The sequence below is a fragment of the Candidatus Zymogenus saltonus genome, assembly GCA_016929395.1.
GTDB lineage: Bacteria > Desulfobacterota > Zymogenia > Zymogenales > Zymogenaceae > Zymogenus > Zymogenus saltonus.
In genome coordinates, this window is sequence record JAFGIX010000010.1 from 12,830 (window position 1) to 31,070 (window position 18,241).

General features: G+C 53.2%; 20 protein-coding genes and 1 other RNA gene. 14 read left to right on the forward strand and 7 right to left on the reverse strand.

Annotated elements, in window-relative coordinates:
• Nucleotides 1-412: 412 nt before the first annotated feature.
• On the reverse strand, nucleotides 413-1,330 hold the full coding sequence (locus JW984_02215) for a hypothetical protein (GenBank protein ID MBN1571991.1): 918 nt from the start codon (nucleotides 1,328-1,330) through the stop codon (nucleotides 413-415).
• Nucleotides 1,331-1,604: 274 nt separating this feature from the next.
• On the opposite strand from JW984_02215, the gene rsxA reads away from it, so the two are divergent.
• The 10 genes from rsxA (at nucleotide 1,605) to JW984_02265 (ending at nucleotide 11,484) form a co-directional block, all read left to right on the forward strand.
• Entirely contained in the window at nucleotides 1,605-2,183 is a 579-nt protein-coding gene (gene rsxA / locus JW984_02220) for an electron transport complex subunit RsxA (protein ID MBN1571992.1), read from the forward strand.
• Nucleotides 2,184-2,407: 224 nt separating this feature from the next.
• Entirely contained in the window at nucleotides 2,408-3,409 is a 1,002-nt protein-coding gene (locus tag JW984_02225; protein ID MBN1571993.1) for a 4Fe-4S binding protein, read from the forward strand.
• Nucleotides 3,410-3,597: 188 nt separating this feature from the next.
• The gene (gene rsxC, locus JW984_02230; GenBank protein MBN1571994.1) at nucleotides 3,598-4,926 is read left to right on the forward strand and encodes an electron transport complex subunit RsxC; all 1,329 of its coding nucleotides are present in this window, start codon (nucleotides 3,598-3,600) and stop codon (nucleotides 4,924-4,926) included.
• Nucleotides 4,927-4,982: 56 nt separating this feature from the next.
• Nucleotides 4,983-5,990, forward strand: coding sequence for an RnfABCDGE type electron transport complex subunit D (locus JW984_02235; GenBank protein ID MBN1571995.1), 1,008 nt, complete (start codon nucleotides 4,983-4,985; stop codon nucleotides 5,988-5,990).
• A 178-nt stretch (nucleotides 5,991-6,168) separates the two neighbouring features.
• Complete coding sequence (locus tag JW984_02240) at nucleotides 6,169-6,801, forward strand: RnfABCDGE type electron transport complex subunit G (GenBank protein MBN1571996.1); 633 nt, start codon at nucleotides 6,169-6,171, stop codon at nucleotides 6,799-6,801.
• 33 nt (nucleotides 6,802-6,834) lie between these two features.
• Nucleotides 6,835-7,434: an electron transport complex subunit E gene (locus JW984_02245; GenBank protein MBN1571997.1), complete on the forward strand. Its 600-nt coding sequence runs from the start codon at nucleotides 6,835-6,837 to the stop codon at nucleotides 7,432-7,434.
• 403 nt (nucleotides 7,435-7,837) lie between these two features.
• Nucleotides 7,838-8,668 (forward strand): sulfide/dihydroorotate dehydrogenase-like FAD/NAD-binding protein, encoded by an 831-nt coding sequence (locus JW984_02250; protein ID MBN1571998.1) that lies wholly within the window; start codon nucleotides 7,838-7,840, stop codon nucleotides 8,666-8,668.
• A 17-nt stretch (nucleotides 8,669-8,685) separates the two neighbouring features.
• Nucleotides 8,686-10,086, forward strand: coding sequence for an NADPH-dependent glutamate synthase (gene gltA, locus JW984_02255; protein ID MBN1571999.1), 1,401 nt, complete (start codon nucleotides 8,686-8,688; stop codon nucleotides 10,084-10,086).
• A 240-nt stretch (nucleotides 10,087-10,326) separates the two neighbouring features.
• Nucleotides 10,327-10,773 (forward strand): dUTP diphosphatase, encoded by a 447-nt coding sequence (gene dut, locus JW984_02260; protein MBN1572000.1) that lies wholly within the window; start codon nucleotides 10,327-10,329, stop codon nucleotides 10,771-10,773.
• A gap of 9 nt (nucleotides 10,774-10,782) precedes the next feature.
• Nucleotides 10,783-11,484 carry an L-2-amino-thiazoline-4-carboxylic acid hydrolase gene (locus JW984_02265; protein ID MBN1572001.1) on the forward strand — a complete coding sequence of 234 codons (702 nt, stop codon included), beginning with the start codon at nucleotides 10,783-10,785 and terminating at the stop codon, nucleotides 11,482-11,484.
• 276 nt (nucleotides 11,485-11,760) lie between these two features.
• On the opposite strand, the gene JW984_02270 is transcribed toward JW984_02265, so the two are convergent.
• The 4 genes from JW984_02270 to JW984_02285 all read right to left on the reverse strand — a co-directional run bounded on the left by JW984_02270 (nucleotide 11,761) and on the right by JW984_02285 (nucleotide 15,052).
• On the reverse strand, nucleotides 11,761-12,552 hold the full coding sequence (locus tag JW984_02270) for an alpha/beta fold hydrolase (GenBank protein MBN1572002.1): 792 nt from the start codon (nucleotides 12,550-12,552) through the stop codon (nucleotides 11,761-11,763).
• 8 nt (nucleotides 12,553-12,560) lie between these two features.
• Complete coding sequence (locus JW984_02275; GenBank protein ID MBN1572003.1) at nucleotides 12,561-13,097, reverse strand: histidine phosphatase family protein; 537 nt, start codon at nucleotides 13,095-13,097, stop codon at nucleotides 12,561-12,563.
• A gap of 63 nt (nucleotides 13,098-13,160) precedes the next feature.
• Complete coding sequence (locus tag JW984_02280; GenBank protein ID MBN1572004.1) at nucleotides 13,161-13,946, reverse strand: enoyl-CoA hydratase/isomerase family protein; 786 nt, start codon at nucleotides 13,944-13,946, stop codon at nucleotides 13,161-13,163.
• 2 nt (nucleotides 13,947-13,948) lie between these two features.
• A complete protein-coding gene (locus tag JW984_02285; protein MBN1572005.1) occupies nucleotides 13,949-15,052 on the reverse strand; it encodes a DUF362 domain-containing protein in 1,104 nt (367 codons plus the stop codon).
• A 207-nt stretch (nucleotides 15,053-15,259) separates the two neighbouring features.
• Between JW984_02285 and JW984_02290 the strand changes: the two genes are divergently transcribed.
• The 4 genes from JW984_02290 to JW984_02305 all read left to right on the forward strand — a co-directional run bounded on the left by JW984_02290 (nucleotide 15,260) and on the right by JW984_02305 (nucleotide 17,482).
• On the forward strand, nucleotides 15,260-15,682 hold the full coding sequence (locus tag JW984_02290; protein MBN1572006.1) for a SoxR reducing system RseC family protein: 423 nt from the start codon (nucleotides 15,260-15,262) through the stop codon (nucleotides 15,680-15,682).
• Nucleotides 15,683-15,688: 6 nt separating this feature from the next.
• A complete protein-coding gene (gene smpB / locus JW984_02295) occupies nucleotides 15,689-16,156 on the forward strand; it encodes an SsrA-binding protein SmpB (GenBank protein ID MBN1572007.1) in 468 nt (155 codons plus the stop codon).
• A 440-nt stretch (nucleotides 16,157-16,596) separates the two neighbouring features.
• Nucleotides 16,597-16,953, forward strand: a transfer-messenger RNA (tmRNA) gene (gene ssrA, locus JW984_02300).
• A 181-nt stretch (nucleotides 16,954-17,134) separates the two neighbouring features.
• Nucleotides 17,135-17,482 (forward strand): DsrE family protein, encoded by a 348-nt coding sequence (locus tag JW984_02305; protein MBN1572008.1) that lies wholly within the window; start codon nucleotides 17,135-17,137, stop codon nucleotides 17,480-17,482.
• Nucleotides 17,483-17,736: 254 nt separating this feature from the next.
• Here the strand turns inward: JW984_02305 and JW984_02310 are convergent, their stop codons facing one another.
• Complete coding sequence (locus JW984_02310) at nucleotides 17,737-17,943, reverse strand: type II toxin-antitoxin system HicA family toxin (protein ID MBN1572009.1); 207 nt, start codon at nucleotides 17,941-17,943, stop codon at nucleotides 17,737-17,739.
• Nucleotides 17,940-18,143, reverse strand: coding sequence for a type II toxin-antitoxin system HicB family antitoxin (locus JW984_02315; GenBank protein MBN1572010.1), 204 nt, complete (start codon nucleotides 18,141-18,143; stop codon nucleotides 17,940-17,942). Before JW984_02315 ends, JW984_02310 begins: the two co-directional genes overlap by 4 nt.
• Between the last annotated feature and the right edge of the window lie 98 nt (nucleotides 18,144-18,241).

An 18,241-nucleotide genomic window follows, 5' to 3' on the forward strand; every position in this document is an offset into this window, starting at 1 on the left:
TCGGCTCCCCTTGAACACGATGGAAACAGGGAGAAAACAGCCACTCCCTTTGAAAGGGCGGCTATTTTTTTCAGACACGTCCTTCTGTCAATTTTCTCTGTGTACATTGCGCTTAGTTAAATCATCGATCAAGTTGGAAATCTTCTATAAGTATATTACAAATACCTCGTTTTGTAAATGGTTTATATCGTTAAGGCTGGTTTTTTTTAGTAAGTGCAAAAAGTGCTTCGAGGCGGGCCGTAAAACGGCGACCGCCCCTCCCCTCTTTACAAAGGCTCACTAAAAAAGGGCTTTGTCAACAGTCTGGACAAGGGGCTTAAGCCCCTTGTCTCAGCCAAGCCCCTTGTCTTATATAATCCCCTTGTTTTAGGGAGCGCGGCAATCGGGTGTTAGATTATCGTATGGAATGCTTTTATGTCTTGTCAGCTTTTTCGATCATTTTCATAAATTCAATTATAGGAATTTGACTATCCTTCTTTGATAAATAACCGGTATCACCATGTTCAAAAATGGTTCTAACGGCTTGCATTAGTATCTCTTTTTTTGAATCCTTGTTTTCCACTCCCTCAATTAATAAACGATACGTGTGTAAAATATTTTCCCTATGCTTGTTCATTGTATACAAGTGCATATTAACATTAAATATTCTGATTACTTGATAGAATATAAATGTTACGAACGAGATAATTACAATTCTAATCAGTATAACTTGAAATGATATTTTTACATCAGATTTTTTTTCGATCATATCCGTCAATTTATCTAGTAATAATTGTAGGTCTTTGTATATAAAACACGCAATTCCTATTCCAATAACTAGAAAAAATAAAGCAATAAAAATGTTTTTAGACGCCTGTTTACCAAATATACCAGTGCCAACTATTTTTTTAAAAAAACCAGCAAACCTACTAATTCCAGTTTCTACTGAAGCTTCTCTAAGCAATTCTAAAGTTCTTTCTGCCACTTCCGATTGTTTTTTCGAAAGGTAAATATCAAAATCTCTTATAAAATTGTAAGAGTTTTGATAACTATCAGTTGTTCTTCTGAATAGTTGTTCTTTTTTAGCTAAAGCGTCATGTTTTTGAGGATCAAATGAGCTTATTTCTTCTGCTATTTTTGTGAATTCACTTAAATGCTGAAGAATTTGTTGTTTGTTATGTTCAGGCAATGGATTAAAGAAATCATGCTCATTCTCAAGTTTAGTATAGTATTCATACATTCTCTCTAATTGTGGGTATACTTGTGTGAATTCATAATCCTTGTTTTTTCTTTCCAAAGATGGAAGGTCAATTTTTTTCAACTTATCTATGTATCCAATTATCCTATTCATATTAAATCCCCCACTTCCCAATAATTAATTTAGAATGATTTTTTAAAGACCTATTTAACAATTATACAATCATGGTCTAAAAAATCTACTAAAAAATGATGAAGCCTAAACCACAAAACCATCGCACCCCAGCCACCTTTTCAATAAAAACCCTACAAAAAACACTTGACAAACAACTTCCCTCTATGCTATTCACATTATCTTATGCTTGCGGAAAAGAATCTTGCATAGGAAGTGCTCACCTCAAACGGTTTAATTAGATTGTGGGTGCCCTATGGAAAAACTGCTCCTCCTAATTATCAGCGCGGTATTGGTAAATAACTTCGTCCTCGCAAGATTCCTGGGCATATGCCCATTTCTCGGAGTGTCAAAAAAGACGGAGACCGCCATCGGCATGGGAATGGCGGTCATCTTCGTAATGAGCATTGCGTCACTCGTCACCTGGATTCTCCAGTATTATATCCTTACCCCTTATAATATCCAATATCTACAAACTATCGTGTTCATCCTTGTCATAGCCTCTCTTGTCCAGCTTGTCGAGATGATAATCCAGAAGGTAAGCCCAGTCCTCTATCAGGCATTGGGGATATTTCTCCCCCTTATCACCACGAACTGCGCTGTTTTGGGCGTGGCCGTTCTGAACATCCAGAAAGGCTACAGCTTCTGGGAGTCCGTTATCTTCGGCGTGGGCGCGTCTTTGGGGTTTGCCCTCGCGCTGATCCTGTTCGCGGGAATCAGGGAGCGACTCGACCTCGCCGATGTGCCCAAGCCCCTCAGGGGTACAGCCATCGCCCTTGTCACGGCGGGGCTCCTATCACTGGCGTTTATGGGATTCGCCGGCCTCGTCAAGTAGTCGAGGACCGGGGTGTCGGGGCAACACAAAAGGCAGGAGAACGGGAAGGTTGGGACAGCGGGGCTGGAGGGGCAGCGGAGGGGCTGGACAAAGGAAAATGGAGAACAGCGGAAAGGGCAAGGTAACGGAAAGGGAGGCGGAGCCGAGGGATGGAAACGGATGAACGATGGACAAGGCATTTGAATCTGTCGAAATCTTAAATACGGGAGGGGAGGGATAAAATCATGCTGTCAGCCCTGTTGACATTGGCGGGATTGGGCCTCATCGCGGCTTTGGGACTCGCCGTGGCCTCCCGCGTCTTCTACGTCGATATCGATCCAAGGATAAATACGATCGCCGACCTCCTCCCAGGGGCCAACTGCGGAGGCTGCGGCTACCCCGGCTGCAGCGCCCTCGCCGCGGCGATAGTCAGCGGAGAGGGGAAGATCGAAAGCTGCTCCGCCGTCGACGAACAAAGCGCCCTCGCCATAGCGGACGTCATGGGGATCATCTACACCGAGACCGAGAAGAAACACGCCGTGATACACTGCAATTTCCCCGCGGGAGGCGTCGGCGAAAAATTCAGATACCTCGGCGTGACCGACTGCCGCGCCGCAAACATGATGTCAAACGGGCCCAAGCTCTGTGCCTACGCCTGCATCGGCCTCGGAACGTGCAGGGACGTCTGCCCCTTCGGCGCAATAACCTTAACCGAGGCGGGGCTTCCGGTGGTCGATATAGACAAGTGCACCGCCTGCGGGAAGTGCGTCGAGGCGTGCCCCAAGTCGCTGATCGACCTCGCCCCGGTAAGCAAGACCGTCCACGTCCTCTGTTCATCGAGGGAAAAGGGGGCAGCGGTCAAAAAACTATGCAGTGTGGGGTGTATATCGTGCATGGCCTGCGAAAAGGCGTGCCCCTTCGAGGCGATAAAGATAACAGACAATCTCGCCCGAATCAATTACGACAAGTGCAGGAGCTGTGGTATATGCGTCTCCAAGTGCCCCACGGGCTCGATCGTCGATTATCGGGATTACCGCCTCGTCGCCGAGATCTCGGATAAGTGCAACGGCTGTACCCTCTGCGCAAGGGCGTGCCCGACAAACGCCATCTCCGGCACACCCAAGGAGATGCACGTGGTGGACGGTGAGAAGTGCATCGGGTGCGGCATCTGCGTGGATCAGTGCAAGAGGAATGCTGTGACCTTAAAAAAGGTCGAGGGAGTAAAAAGGGCGGTCGTCGCCGGTTAGCCGGCTTGTAATGAGTTGGGGAGGGATGAACTGGAATGGCTTAAGGATATATTGGCTTTAGGTAAAGGCACTAAACGGTTTTAATAAATAATATCGCGATAATAGATAGAAAAGGGGAGACAAGGGGCTTAAGCCCCTTGTCTGGCTCCCTTATCTGGCCCCTTATCTCTAGGGAGAAGATCGAGCCCATGAATAAGAAGAAGACATACAGGTTTTCGGGGGGTGTTCACCCGCCTGAGGAGAAGCTGACGAGGAGTCTCCCCATAGAAGAAATGCCCCCTCCGAAAAAGGCCTACATCCCCCTCTCCCAGCATATCGGCGCGCCGTCGAGTCCGGTGGTTGAGCCGGGAGACAAGGTGAATATCGGAACGAGGCTCTCCGATCCGGGCGGCTTCGTGTCGGCCCCGGTCTTCTCCTCGATTTCGGGGAAGGTGGTTGAAATAGTCGATCACCCCCACACCCTCGGGAGGTCGATGCCCACCGTCGTTATCGAGGCGGAGGGAACAGACGAGTGGGACAAATCAATAAAACCAAGGACAGATTACGAGGCCCTCTCCCCGGACGAGATAAAGTCTATAATCCAAAACGCCGGCATCGTGGGAATGGGGGGTGCCACGTTTCCCACCCACGTCAAGCTCTCGCCGCCCAAGGAGAAGCCGATAAACGCCTTTATAATAAACGGCGCCGAGTGCGAGCCGTACCTGACGGCGGACCACCGCGTCATGCTGGAGATGCCTGAGAAGGTGGTGTCCGGCGCCATGCTCATCGGCAAGGTCCTCGGGGTCAAGAAGATATACGTGGGGATAGAGAACAACAAGATGGACGCCGTAGAGGCGATGAGGGATGTGGTGAAAGAGGACAATGTGGAGATAGTCCCCCTGAAGGTACGGTACCCCCAGGGTGCGGAAAAACAGCTTATAAAAACGATATTGAACAGGGATGTCCCTTCCGGGGGGCTCCCCATGGACGTGGGCGTCGTCGTCCAGAACGTCGGGACGGCGGTCGCCGTTCACGACGCGGTGGCGCTCGGAAGGCCCCTCGTCGAGCGTATAACGACAGTCACCGGCCCCGGAATAAAAAACCCGAAAAACCTTAAGATAAGGATAGGGACTCCTATATCGGAGGTGATCGACTACTGCGGGGGACTCTCCGAGGACGTGGGAAAGGTGATCCTCGGCGGGCCGATGATGGGTCTCGCCCAGTACGACCTCTCCGTCTCTGTAATCAAGGGGACGTCGGGTATCCTGATCCTGACCGATGAGATGCTCGACACGACCGCCCAGGGGCCGTGCCTCCGCTGCGGGAACTGCGTCACGGTCTGCCCCATGGGCCTGACGCCCCTGATGTTCGGGAGATACACGGAGCTTGGGATGTTCAACGAGGCGGAAAGGAACAACGTCATGGACTGCATCGAATGCGGATGCTGCGCCTACGAATGCCCCTCGCACATTCCGCTTGTCCATTACGCCAAGTACGCAAAGGCGGAAATTCAGGCCGCAAGGAGGAAAAGGGCGTGACCAACGAAAGCGATGACAAAAGGGGCGCGGCGAAAAAGGGTGAGATCAAGAAGGGTATGACAGAAAGTGGAGCCGGCTATATCATAACCACATCGCCCCACATCCACACGGCGGATTCCATTCCCAGGGTGATGTACTCGGTGGTGATCGCCCTTATCCCGGCCGTTATCGTCTCCGTACTCTTCTTCGGCAAGGCGGCGATTGTAATCTACTGCCTGAGCATAGTCTCCTGCCTCGCCTGCGAGGCGATAGCGCAAAAAATTATGGGCCGCCCCATAACGGTAACCGATGGGAGCATCCTGGTCACGGCAATTTTATTTGCCATGAACATCCCCCCGTCGTCCCCCTGGTGGCTCGTCGTCTTAGGCTCGGTGATCGCCGTAGTCCTCGGAAAGCAGATCTACGGAGGTCTGGGGTACAACCCCTTCAATCCGGTTCTGGTGGCGAGGATCTTGCTTTTGATCTCATTCCCCGTCCAGATGACATCCTGGATAAAGCCGGCGCCCCTCTTCTCCGGGGCCGACCTCGTAAGCGTGGCGACGCCACTGGGCGAGGTCAAGACGGAGCTGATGCTCAAGGGCGCCATCGACCTTAGCAGGTACAATTATCTCGATTTCACGACCGGGTTTATGGGCGGAAGCATGGGGGAGATGTCGGTCCTGGCCCTCCTTCTGGGAGCGGCATTTCTTCTCTATCGCAAATATATAACGTGGCACATCCCGGCGGGCTTTATAGGCACCGTATTTGTAATGACCGGCATATTCTGGCTGGTCGACCCGACGAGGTACGCAAACCCGATCTTTCACGTCCTCGCCGGCGGGCTCGTCCTCGGGGCGTTCTTCATGGCGACCGATATGGTGACCTCACCGGTATACCCGAGGGGAAAGATAATCTTCGGAATCGGGTGCGGAGTAATCACCGTGGTGATCCGCCTCTTCGGCGGATACCCGGAGGGGGTGGCGTTCTCCATACTCCTCATGAATGCCGCAACGCCGATAATCGACAGGTACACTGTTCCCAAGAAGTTCGGCTACATAAAGATAGACGAGGCGAAGGCGGGTTAGCCGGGGCTGTAGAGAACATTTCTAGTGGCGGAGCGGGGTATTTAATTGAGATGGGGGATGGGAAAAAGATTTGAAAGGGATAGGAGGATGGGAGGAAGGTATAAGGGGGATGGGAAAATTTTTTAAGGCAAAAATGACGGCAATAAACAGAAGAAACAGGATACGGGGGTAGCGATAGATGAAGGAGATTGGAAAGCTCATTCTCGTTTTGACACTGATCTGTCTCGCGGCGGCGGCGGCGCTCTCCCAGATCGAGAAGCTTACCAGAGAACCGATAGCCCAAGCCTTGAGGGAAGAGAAGCTCAAGGCCATCAGGAAGGTGCTCCCTGAATACGACAACGAGCCGGACAAGGAGAGCGTGTCGATTGTCGTGGGCAAGGACGACTCCGGCAAGGATATCGAAAAGGAATACTATATAGCGAAAAAGGGTGGAGATCTGGTCGGCGTGGCCTTCGAGGGATCCTCCTCGGAAGGATACGGCGGTGAGATTGCCGTGATGATAGGGGTCGATAAAGAGGACACCATAAACGGAATAGAGATAATAAAACATGCGGAGACCCCCGGTCTCGGCTCCAAGATCACCGAGAGCGTCTTCCTCTCGATATTTAAGGGGAGAACCCTCGAAAACACCAAGTGGGCCGTGAAAAAGGACGGGGGGGACATCGACCAGATCACCGGCGCCACCATATCCCCCAGGGCGGTGGTCTACGCGGTTGATAAGGAGCTAAAGAGGTTTTCAGAGCACAGGGAGGAGATCCTCGAAATGGTGAAGATGAAAAAAAGGGACGAGGGCGCTCCATCGAGCGAGTGACAAACAAATCGAAAGTAAAAAGAGGGGTTCGATATGTCCAACCTAAAAGAACTCACCAAGGGCCTCTGGAACGAGAATCCGATATTCAAGCTCGTTCTGGGAATGTGCCCCACGCTTGCCGTCACGACGGCCGCAATAAACGGAATAGGGATGGGGCTTGCAACCACCTTCGTCCTTGTCTCGTCCAACCTCGTCATTTCGATTATGAAAAACGTCATTCCGCCCAAGGTCAGGATCCCCTCGTTCATTGTCATCATCGCCTCGTTCGTCACCATAGTGGATCTCGTAATGAACGGCTATTTTCACGACCTCCACAAGACCCTCGGCCTGTTTATACCGCTGATCGTGGTCAACTGTATAATCCTCGGCAGGGCCGAGGCCTTCGCCTCGAAGAACGGGATTGTTGCCTCTCTGCTGGACGGCCTCGGAATGGGAATCGGGTTTACCCTCGGGCTGTTTGTCCTCGGCGCCATCCGGGAGGTATTCGGAAACGGCACCATATTGGGGATCACCCTCTTCGGCGAGGGCTTCTATCCCCTGATAGTCATGATACTCCCCCCAGGGGCCTTCATTACACTGGGCATCCTCCTGGGGCTGATGAACAAGATTGAAGAGTCGAGGGGAAGAGCATAAATTTTGAACGGGGAATGCCGGAGTTGTCCGAATTTGATGAGGAGGAGGGGGAAAAGGTTAATTTTTGAGATTTCGGGGAATTACATTGACTACAGACGGGGGAAGGTGATGGTAAAGTGGGAGGAAGGTGGGGGGAAGATGGGGCGAGGATCGATTGTTAAAAAAGAGCAGGGGCGGTCGTAAGGAGTAGTTTGTATCCCCCTTATCACTCGGAAGGTCGATTTTGTGATTTTGATATAAGTGATATAGAATAGATTTAAAAGGCCGGTCGTAAGGAGCAACTTGTACCTTCTTATCACGGGGAAGGTCGATCTTGATATAAAAATGAGTTGCAAGGGGGTCTTCCCCTTTCTGTTGGAGCTGTAGATTTTTTAAAACCAATTAAAGGGAATGGGTGATTAAGGTGGCAAAGATACTAAAAAAAGAGAGGCTGTCGGAAAACACGGTCAAGATGGTGCTGGAGGCGCCGCTGATAGCCGAGAAGCGGAAGGCGGGTCAGTTCGTAGTCTTGAGGATAAACGAGCAGGGGGAGCGGATTCCCCTAACCATCGCAAACGCCGACAAGGATGCGGGAACCATCACAATAATCTTCATGGAGGTCGGAAAGACAACATCGCTTCTGGGCACCCTCAAAGAGGGGGATAACATCATGGACCTCGCGGGTCCCCTCGGAAATCCCACCCATATCGAGAAATTAGGCACCGTTGTATGCGTCGGGGGCGGGGTCGGAATCGCCCCGATGTACCCGATCACCGAGGCGATGAAAAAGGCCGGAAACAGGGTCATAACCATAATCGGCGCAAAGAACAAGGATTCCCTCATCATGGAAGAGGAGATGAAAAGCGTCTCGGACGAGTTCCTGATATGCACCGACGACGGCTCCTACGGGACGAAGGGCTTCGTGACCCAGGTCCTGGAAGACGTGATAAAACGAGGCGAAAAGATCGATGTTGTTGTGGCGATAGGCCCCGTTGTCATGATGAAGGCCGTAAGCAAAGTGACGAGGCCCCACAATATCAAGACAATAGTGAGCCTAAACTCCATCATGGTGGACGCCACCGGGATGTGCGGCGGATGCCGGGTGTCGATAGGCGGGGTTTCCAAGTTCGCCTGCGTGGAGGGCCCTGAGTTCGACGGCCACGAGGTCGACTTTGACGAGCTGATGACGCGTCAGAGCGCCTATGGAAAACAAGAACACGAATCGATGCAGTGCTTTTTGCGGGACAAGAAATAGATACGGGAGCAGTCAAGATGGAAGTTAAAGATCGAATGAAAATACCCAGGCAGAAGATGCCTGAACAAGACCCCAAGGCCAGGGGCAAGAACTTCGATGAGGTACCCTACGGTTACGATGAAAATACTGCGGTTACGGAGGCTCAGCGCTGCCTGAAGTGCAAAAAACCTCCCTGTGTGGAAGGGTGTCCGGTGGAGATAGACATCCCCGGTTTCATCGTCTGTATCGAAAACAAGGACTTCGATGGAGCAATTAGGAAGATAAAGGAGACGAACGGCCTTCCCGCGGTGTGCGGCAGGGTATGTCCCCAGGAAGACCAGTGCGAGGTCAGGTGCGTTGTCGGGAAGAAGGGGGATCCCGTGGCTATCGGGAGGCTGGAGCGCTTCGCCGCCGACTACGAGCGGAACAAAGGTAATGTCTTTATCCCCGAGATTCCGAAATCGACGGGGAAAAGGATAGCGGTCGTTGGATCCGGGCCGGCGGGACTCACCGCCGCGGGAGACCTCAGGCTCATGGGCCACGATGTGACCGTCATGGAGGCCCTCCATAAGGAGGGGGGCGTCCTCGTCTACGGAATCCCGGAGTTCAGGCTCCCCAAGGCGATAGTCAAGGCGGAGGTCGATTATCTGGGCAAGCTCGGAGTAAAGTTTATAAGCAATTACATCGTCGGAAAAACCAGGACGGTCGACGAGCTGTTGGAGGAATACGATGCCGTCTTCCTCGGCACTGGGGCGGGCCTTCCCCTCTTTCTGAATATCCCCGGCGAGAACCTGATCGGCGTCTACTCCGCCAACGAATACCTGACGCGCTCAAACCTGATGAAAGCCTACCTCTTCCCCGAATACGACACGCCGATAGTCAGGGGAAAGAACGTCGCAGTCTTCGGCGGCGGAAACGTCGCCATGGACAGCGCCAGAACGGCCCTGAGGCTCGGCGCGGATAACTCCTACATCATCTACCGGAGATCGAGAGTGGAGATGCCCGCGAGGAATGAAGAGATCCACCACGCAGAGGAGGAGGGAATAAACTTCCAGCTCCTCACGAACCCGATCCGCTTCATCGGGGACGACAAGGGAAGGGTAAAGGGGGTTGAGTGCCTGAGGATGGAGCTGGGCGAGCCGGACGACTCCGGCAGGAAGCGCCCCGTTCCGATCAAGGGATCGGAGTTTGTAATCGAAATCGACACGGCGGTCGTGGCGATCGGAAACAGCCCAAACCCGCTGGTCCCGGCGACCACGCCCGGCCTCGATACATCGAAGCGTGGCACGATAATCGCCGACGAGGAGACAGGCTTGACGTCGAGGGAAGGAGTCTTCGCCGGCGGCGACATCGTCACCGGGGCGGCGACCGTCATACTCGCCATGGGCGCCGGCAAGAAGGCCGCCAGGGCGATTAACGAGTATGTGATGAAGAAATAGTCCGGGGGGTTGGGATGATTGTTTTGTAACTAACTGGTGGAGTGGTTCTTGTGTACATGTGGGAAGGGGGGAAATGTCTGTTGGTGGTGGGGGGGGGAAGGTTGCTCGGAGTAAGCTTATTATAAAAAACAGGAGACTCAATGGCTTGGGTCCCCTTTTTGTGTCCTTTTGTGCTATAATCGTGCCGCTTGAGAACCGAGTCGAAACAAAAAACGAACAATTTTATTTCACGGGGTGTCCATGAAGGAGATAAAGATCAGGGTCAAGAGGGTAGGCGGATTTTCGGGAAGGCTCCCCCAATACAAGACCGCCGGCTCTGCGGGTGTTGACCTCACGGCCCACCTCGAAAGGAGCTTATCTATCAGGCCGATGGAGCGGGTTCTGATACCCACCGGGATTGCTGTGGAGATACCGGAGGGGTACGAGGGGCAGGTAAGGCCAAGGAGCGGCCTGGCCTTAAAACACGGCATCACGACGGTAAACACCCCCGGGACGATAGACAGCGACTACCGGGGCGAGATAGGGGTGATTATGGTAAACCTCGGCGACACCCCCTTCGATATGAATCCCGGAGACAGGATCGCCCAGCTCGTTATCTCGCCGGTCGTCCATCTAGTGTGGGAGGATGTGGACGAGCTTACGGACACGGAGAGGGGCGAAGGCGGCTTCGGCTCATCAGGCAAGTGAGGTGAATATATGGATATAAAAGGGGACATAAAAAACCTCAAGAACTACGATGTTCCGATGAACGAGTCGACCGCGGCGATCCCGCCCCGCGTAATAAAGGTGGTGGAGAGGGCGGCTATGGGGATATTGAGGGAGCGGTTGGGGCTTTTGAGATTAATGAAGCTCGGCCTCATGATGAAGAGCGCCGAGAGGGAGTTTTCGGCGGTGGACTTAGGCACCGTCAGGGAGAGGGGCCTCACGGACGAGGCCTTTATAAAAAACATCATATTACAGTCCTCCGCCTTCTGCGCACTTACGGAGATGGTCGGGGAGGAGGACGCCCTCGAGACATCTTACGAGATAGCTGAGAGGACGGCCTTGGAGTTGATGTCCGAAATATTGCCGTCGACCTCAGATTTCCTCGCATTAGAAAAGCCCCTCGACGCCGCTAAGTCCTACATCCTGGCGCTCATGGAGGCGGACAAAAGGGCGGGCCTCCATGAGAACGAGCTGGTCTACGACTCTGCCGACGCCTTCCAGATCAACGTCACATACTGCGCCTTCCGCGAGATCCCGAGGCTCCTGGGCGTGCCGAAGACGGCGCTCCCCAGCTGCTATGGAGACGACGTCTTCTTCCCCCAAATCTGCGGGGAGCTGGGGCTTCGCTTCGTCAGGAAGGGCGCCCTCGCCAGGGGGGACGACTTCTGCGACTTCAGGTTCGAGGTTATCTGAACCCTACGCCTCAAATTGCAACTCACTTCCTTTTCTATTTCGGCTGTCTTTGTGAAATGTGGACGGCTTCTATTGAGCCTTAATATCTTATACGGCAACTGGGGATAAACGGGCGGATGTTGTTTTCAGAGAAGGAGCGATGCACCGGCTGCCCCCCCGCCTCGAATGAAGGCCCCAGCACGTCTTCCTTGGACATTCAAGATATTGTCGTTGGGTACGGATGCCGCGGTTTCTCTCGGTCAAATCAGTTCGTTAAAATAAAAACGGCGACCCCGGCTACCCCCTCGCGTTGAAAAAAGAGACGACGGCATCGGCAACAACTTCTTTCTCCACATCCACCGTTATCGTGTGGAGGGACTTTTCGACTATGGCCCTCTCTTTTATCGCGGACGACACCCCGTTGTAGATGATGTCGACGCTCTCGAAGGCCACGACCGAATCTATCTTCGACTGCATTATAAGAAGGGGTGTATTTATTTTCGATAGATTTGACCTGACGAGCTTCATCAGCTTCACGATGGAGACGGTCGCCCTGACCGAGTCGTGGTCGTAGCAGACGTGGGTATCCCCACTCTTATCGGCCACGTCCTGAATCGTCTTCGGCACGTCAGGGATTAGGTACATAAGACCCGTTACCGCGGCAACGGGGAGGAGGGCCCTCGCCTTCCATTCAGCGAACCGCATCGGCGTAGAGAGGGAAGCGGCGCCCCTTATATCGTCCCCGTAGTCTATGGCGAGCTTCAGCGTCAGAAGCCCCCCCATCGAGAGGCCGGCTACAAAGAGGTCTTTGAATTCGCCCCGAATCTCCTTGAAAATCTTCTCCACCGATTCGTATATCTCCTCCCACCTGGTCCTGTTGAGCTCCTTGATGCTTGTCCCGTGGCCCGGGTGGAGTGGGGCGAAAACATGGTAACCCTCCCCGTTCAGCCTCTCGCCGAGGTATCGCATCTCGGAGGGCGTTCCGGTCAGGCCGTGGAGGAGGAGGGCGGCCTTTTTAGAGCCCTTGGCCGAATGCTCGAAGGGCTCGGCTCCTTCCATAACATTTTTAGGGATTTTCAGTTTGATCATTGTCTTCCTCACGTCAGGAGAAGTGGTTTTTCTTTATCATCGATATCGGGTTCGGTTAAGGGTTTGCCGTCCGGCCCCAGAAGCGTCAGCACCCTGTTCCCATCCCAGGGGCGATCCTCCTCCCAATCGATTATCGCGAGGACCGGTCTCGTCTGGAACCAACCGTCGATGACGCCTTCGATCCTCTCCCTCTTGGGAAGGGCGTTGGCGAGGTCAGAGTGGAGCGTGATCAATATCCCGTCGCAGGCGTAGTCCTTTATCGCCCTTAACAGCTGATCCGGCTCCATCGGCTCCTTAGCCGCCATAAGACGGGGGTCTGTGTCGAGCCTCCTCAACCTCTCCCCGGAAAGCTCCTTTAGGATCACAAGCGCCGTCTCAATGCAGCGGACGGCTGGGGAGGAAACCGCCTTGGTAACCCTGAAGTCATCTCCCATGAGCCTTCGGATACGGCCCGCCGCCGACTTCGCTCCCTTTACCCCCTTTTTCGAAAGAAACCTGGGCGGGGCATCGTCCGTCTCCGCGTGGGTTACAAGGATAATCCTCATGGAAAATCAGTCCTGATATATATCGTACTTGTTCGGGAGGCCTTGCCGGTTCGGATCATCGCCTCATGCGAACGACTTTATCAGATCGAAGAAGGCCCCCGAAAAGACCATCAGGGTCTGGTTTCTGTTTTCGAGATCCAACGCCGTCTCGAGGGAAGGGGCGTTGACGTTCTGATCCAATGCCCGCTTTGTGAGCTTCAGCGCCCCCCGTGTCTTCTGGAGGAGCACTTTTGCGACCTCAAGCGCCTCCCCTACCAGACTATCCAAAGGAACGACCTTGCTGACAAGCCCTATCCTCAACGCCTCGTCGGCAGGGACCCTCCTTCCGGTCATTACGATATCGGTCGCGTTGGAAAGCCCCACGAGCCTCGGCAGGAAGTATGTAGTCCCCAGCTCGCCGCCGGTCAGCCCTATATTGATAAAAGGCGCCAGGAAAAAGGCCTCGGGCGCGGCTATCCTTATGTCGGAGGCAAGCGTAATGCAGAAACCGCCTCCCGCCGCCGGGCCGTTGACCGCCGCGATCACCGGCTGGGGTATCCTCCTTAATCCCAGGATTACCGACGCGTACCTCTCCTGAACCATCTTGAGGAATATCTCCGGGTCGGAGAAGGGCTTTGCATCCTTGTGGGCCGTCGCCGACTGAAGGTCCGCCCCGGAGTTGAATCCCCTTCCCTTCCCCGTCAGAACCAGGACCCTGATCGAGTCGTCATGATTCAGCCTGTCAAAGAGATTGTCGAAGTCGTCCAGCATCGCCGTATCAATGGCGTTTAGGCTCTCGGGCCGGTTGAAGGTAACAAGAGCGATCCCCTTTTCCGGCTCCTCAAATATAAGGGTCTTGTAATCTGTCATATCTACACCTTTATCAACTCGTAGTCTCTGGTTCCAAGGCCGACCTTCTCTCCGTGGGAGAGCTGGATCGACCAGTCAACGTTCGGATACACCCCCCGAAACTTGTCTCCTCCCTGCTCCAGGTTTTTCTTCAAGGCCGTTCCCTCTATTCCGGCGGCCCCGTTCACGAGGTCGACGGACGCTTGGTCTATAGCCACGGGATCCGTTCCGCAGACGATCCCGATGTCCCCGACAATGGGGGCGTCCGAGAAGGGGTAGCAGTCGCACGCCGGCGTCACGTTGATGATGAAGTTGAAGAGGACCATCTTCTTCTCCTTCCCCTTGACGACGCCGAGTGTGTATTCGGACATCTTTCTCTGAAACTCCTCGAAGGATGAGTCCCAGACGATCTTTATCGATCCGTTGGGGCAGCTCAGGATGCACTGCCCGCACCCGATGCATACCTCGGAGTTGATGACCGCAACGTCCTCTACGATGATGGCGCCCGATGGGCAGTTCTCGGCGCAGATGCCGCAGGCGATGCAGCTCTTCGCGCTCACCTTAGGCGATACGTTGCTATGCTGGGCGAGCTTTCCCTCCCTTCCCGCGCACCCCATACCGAGGTTTTTTATCGCGCCGCCGAAGCCGGAGAGCTCATGCCCCTTGAAGTGGGTCAGGGCGATCAGGGAGTCCGCCTTGACGATGTCGGCCCCGATAACGGCGCCCTTGAATATCTCGCCGTCGATCGGGACATTGACGACGCTGTCTCCCCTGAGGCCGTCGGCGATTATTATCGGGGCGCCCAATGCACCTGGCGTAAAACCGTTGTCGTGGGCGCACATCAGGTGCGATACCGACTCACCCCTGGCCCCGATGTAGAGGGTGTTGCAGTCGGTTACAAAGGGAAGACCTCCCGCCCCCTTGACGACGTCAACAAACGGCTTGCAGTAGGCGGGCCTTAAGTATGCGGTGTTTCCCCGCTCGCCGAAGTGGACTTTTATGGCCGTGAGAGCCCTTTTTGAGATCTTCCCCGGCACGTCGACCGCCTTTATCAGGGCTCCGATCTTGGTAAAGAGGTTTTGCTTCATGTCGGCGCGGGCGTCCGCGAAGTAGATTTTTTCTGCCATCAAACTTCTCCCATCTGCAGTTTTTTTCTGTAAAAAGCCTTAAATGAATACGGCCGTTGCCTTCAGCATTATGACTCAAATTGCGGCGCGGTGTCAATAAAGTTTTATCGATAAAACGTCTCTCGGTGTCAATTGTACAAAAAGAAGCCGTCGAATTTAGTTCCAATCTTCTTTCAAATCTGCTATAATAATTTGATGATTTTAGAAATGGGAAAAGTTATCGAATCGAGGGACGGCATGGCCTTAGTTCTCGTCAACCGCAGCTCCGCCTGCGAGGGGTGCGGGGCTAGGGGGGCGTGCCATACCTTCGGCGGCGGCAGGGACGCCAAGGTAAGCGTGGACAACGAGGTAGGGGCAAAGGCGGGGGACATGGTGGAGATCGGCATCGAGGAGGCGTCTTTGCTAAAGGCGTCTTTTCTTGTCTACATCGTCCCGATAATAGCGCTCATTTTGGGCGCCGGGGCGGGGCAGTTGGTCTCCGGACAGGTCGGCATCGCAAAGGAAGGGGCGGCGGCCTTCGGCGGGCTCCTGGCGCTGGTAGGGTGCCTTATTATTATCAGGCTCTTCGATCCGGTCTTCAAGAGGTATCGGTCAATGAGGCCCAAGATCATCAGAATCTGTGAAGGATAGAGCTTTATGGCTGACGGCGTAAAGGTAATCGCCAAGAACAAGAAGGCGAGGTTCGAGTACTTCATCGAGGACACCTTCGAGGCGGGGCTGGTGCTCGTCGGCACAGAGGTGAAGTCGCTCAGGGAGGGAAGGGCGAACCTAAAGGACTCCTACGGCCAGGTGAAAAACGGCGAGGTCTTCCTCGTGGGCGCCCACATAACGCCCTACCCCTACGGGACGCACAAAAACCACGACCCGATGCGGGAAAGGAAGCTCCTCCTCCACAAACGGGAGATAAAGAGGCTCTACGGGAAGTCGAGGGAGCGGGGCTACACCCTCGTCCCCCTGACGATATATTTCAAGAACGGAAGGGCGAAGGTGGAGATAGGCCTCGGCAAGGGCAAGGCGAAGTACGACAAGCGGGAGTCGATAAAAAGAAAAGACGAGAAGCGCGACATGGAGCGGGCGATGAAAGACCGGGGGAGGAAGCATTGAACGGGGGTCGGCGAAGGCTGTGGTTGCGAGAAGAGAGCCTTTTTAAAAGGCAAGCGACGAAGCAATCGGGTTAATACAAGCAACACGCGGTTGCTTTGTTTATAAATTAAGTCTAATTCCCTTCGGAAGCGGGGATTCAGAATATACTGTCATTCCCGCGGAAGCGGGAATCCAGCAAAAAAAACTTTCTGGATTCCCAATCAAGTTGGGAATGACAGAATAAGGATTCCCGTTATAGCCGCCGGGAACGACAAAGCGGATTTCAATCACTCGAAAATAGCAAGGAGTGAGCCTGCAAAGCGACGAAGCAATCGGGTGAAACTATTTAACAAAAACGGTGTTATCTGAATTAATTTGTGACTTGATATTTTCAAAATCAAGGTATATATTATTCATCCATTCTAAAACATCATCTTAACGGCTCTTTGAAATCAAATCTTGGGGGCGACATGGTTTCGACGGGGATAATTGATCTCGATGCTGCATGCCGGGGAGATTCACCTACCCGTTAATCACGGTGGAGAAAAATATAATCGCAGACAACTACGATTACGCTCTGGCCGCGTAAATAGGCCAGCGTCCTGATTTCCCGTTCCCACCGGGGATGAAAGGACGTCGCAATGTGGGATAAGCCACAGCCGACGCCCGTAGGCGGTGGATTAAAACCTAACGGGCTCCCCTCTTCACAGGACCTCTTCGCCGGGGGCCGGAAGGGGCGGTAAAAAACGGCGAATAAGCATGTAGACGCCTCGGGTGAAGGTCTTCGGACGCGGGTTCGATTCCCGCCGCCTCCACCATTCGACAAGCTCATGATGGACTTAAGACAAGGGGCTTAACCGAGACAAGGGGCTTAAGCCCCTTATCTGTCTGTCCTCTTGTCTTTCTTTTTCCTCCCTTTTTCCCCCATTTCCCAATAAACATTGACACCGATGAAAATCGAATATATCATATTCCGAAATATATTTCGGAGTTGCAAAGATGGCTGATAAGGACAAGCTGTGCGTTATCTGGAGCTCGGCGGACAAAGAAGTGGCGTTGGGCACCGCCTTCATGTATACCTTGAACTCGAAGCTCCGCGGCTGGTGGGGGACGGTCAAGCTCATCGTCTGGGGGCCGTCGTCAAGGCTTCTCTTAAAAGACAAGGAGCTTCAGGACCATATTGCGAAGATGATGGACGCCGGGGTGGAAATTCAGGCGTGCAAGTCATGCGCCGATATATACGGCATATCCGACGACCTCTCCGCGCTCGGAATTGACGTGCAGCATGTGGGGGCTTCGCTGACGGAGATGCTGAAGAGCGACGACTGGGCGGTGCTCACATATTAATAAGTAGATATGCCGAGATGGGGGTGAAAAATGCCCGATTGCCGCGCCCGCAATGTATACTGTCATTCCCAACTTGATTGGGAATCCAGATTGATATTTACTGGATTCCCGTTTTCACGGGAATGACATATAATGAAAGACCAAAATAAGACACTCACAAAAAAAGGCCTTCATTGCGGGGAGTAAGCCTGCGAAGCGACGAAGCAATCGGGTGAGAATTTTTAGGAAAGGAAGGATTGACTAATTTCCATTGTTTACAACTCGTCCTCCTCGATTTCAGCGATCTTCATCAGCGCTCTTAAGAGACCTATCTTAAGGTCTTTGTTGCCGTGAACCGGCACACTTATTCGCTCTTTCCTCCCCTCCTTCATATAGATATGATGACTTCCCCTTATGATCTTCAGCTCCCAGCCCTTCTTTTCAAGGATTTTTGCGAACTCCTTTCCCGTAACTGCCTTCATACCGCGATTTCCAGAACCACATCCTCATCGGAAATCTCGATCTCCTCGGTATCCAGCGAGAGGCACGCCTCCACCGCCTCGTAGATATTGGGCAGGAGCTCCTCCCACGTGTCCCCCTGGGTGACGCAGCCCGGTACCGCGGGAACCTCGGCCCAGTAGCCCCCCTCCTCCGCTTTGTGTACAACGACCTTCAGCTTCATACTGACTCCAAAATATCAATGGGTTGATATTGATTGATATTATCACATTTTGCCGTTGAATTGCAAAAATAATGATGGGTGAATCAAGTGCGGGGTTG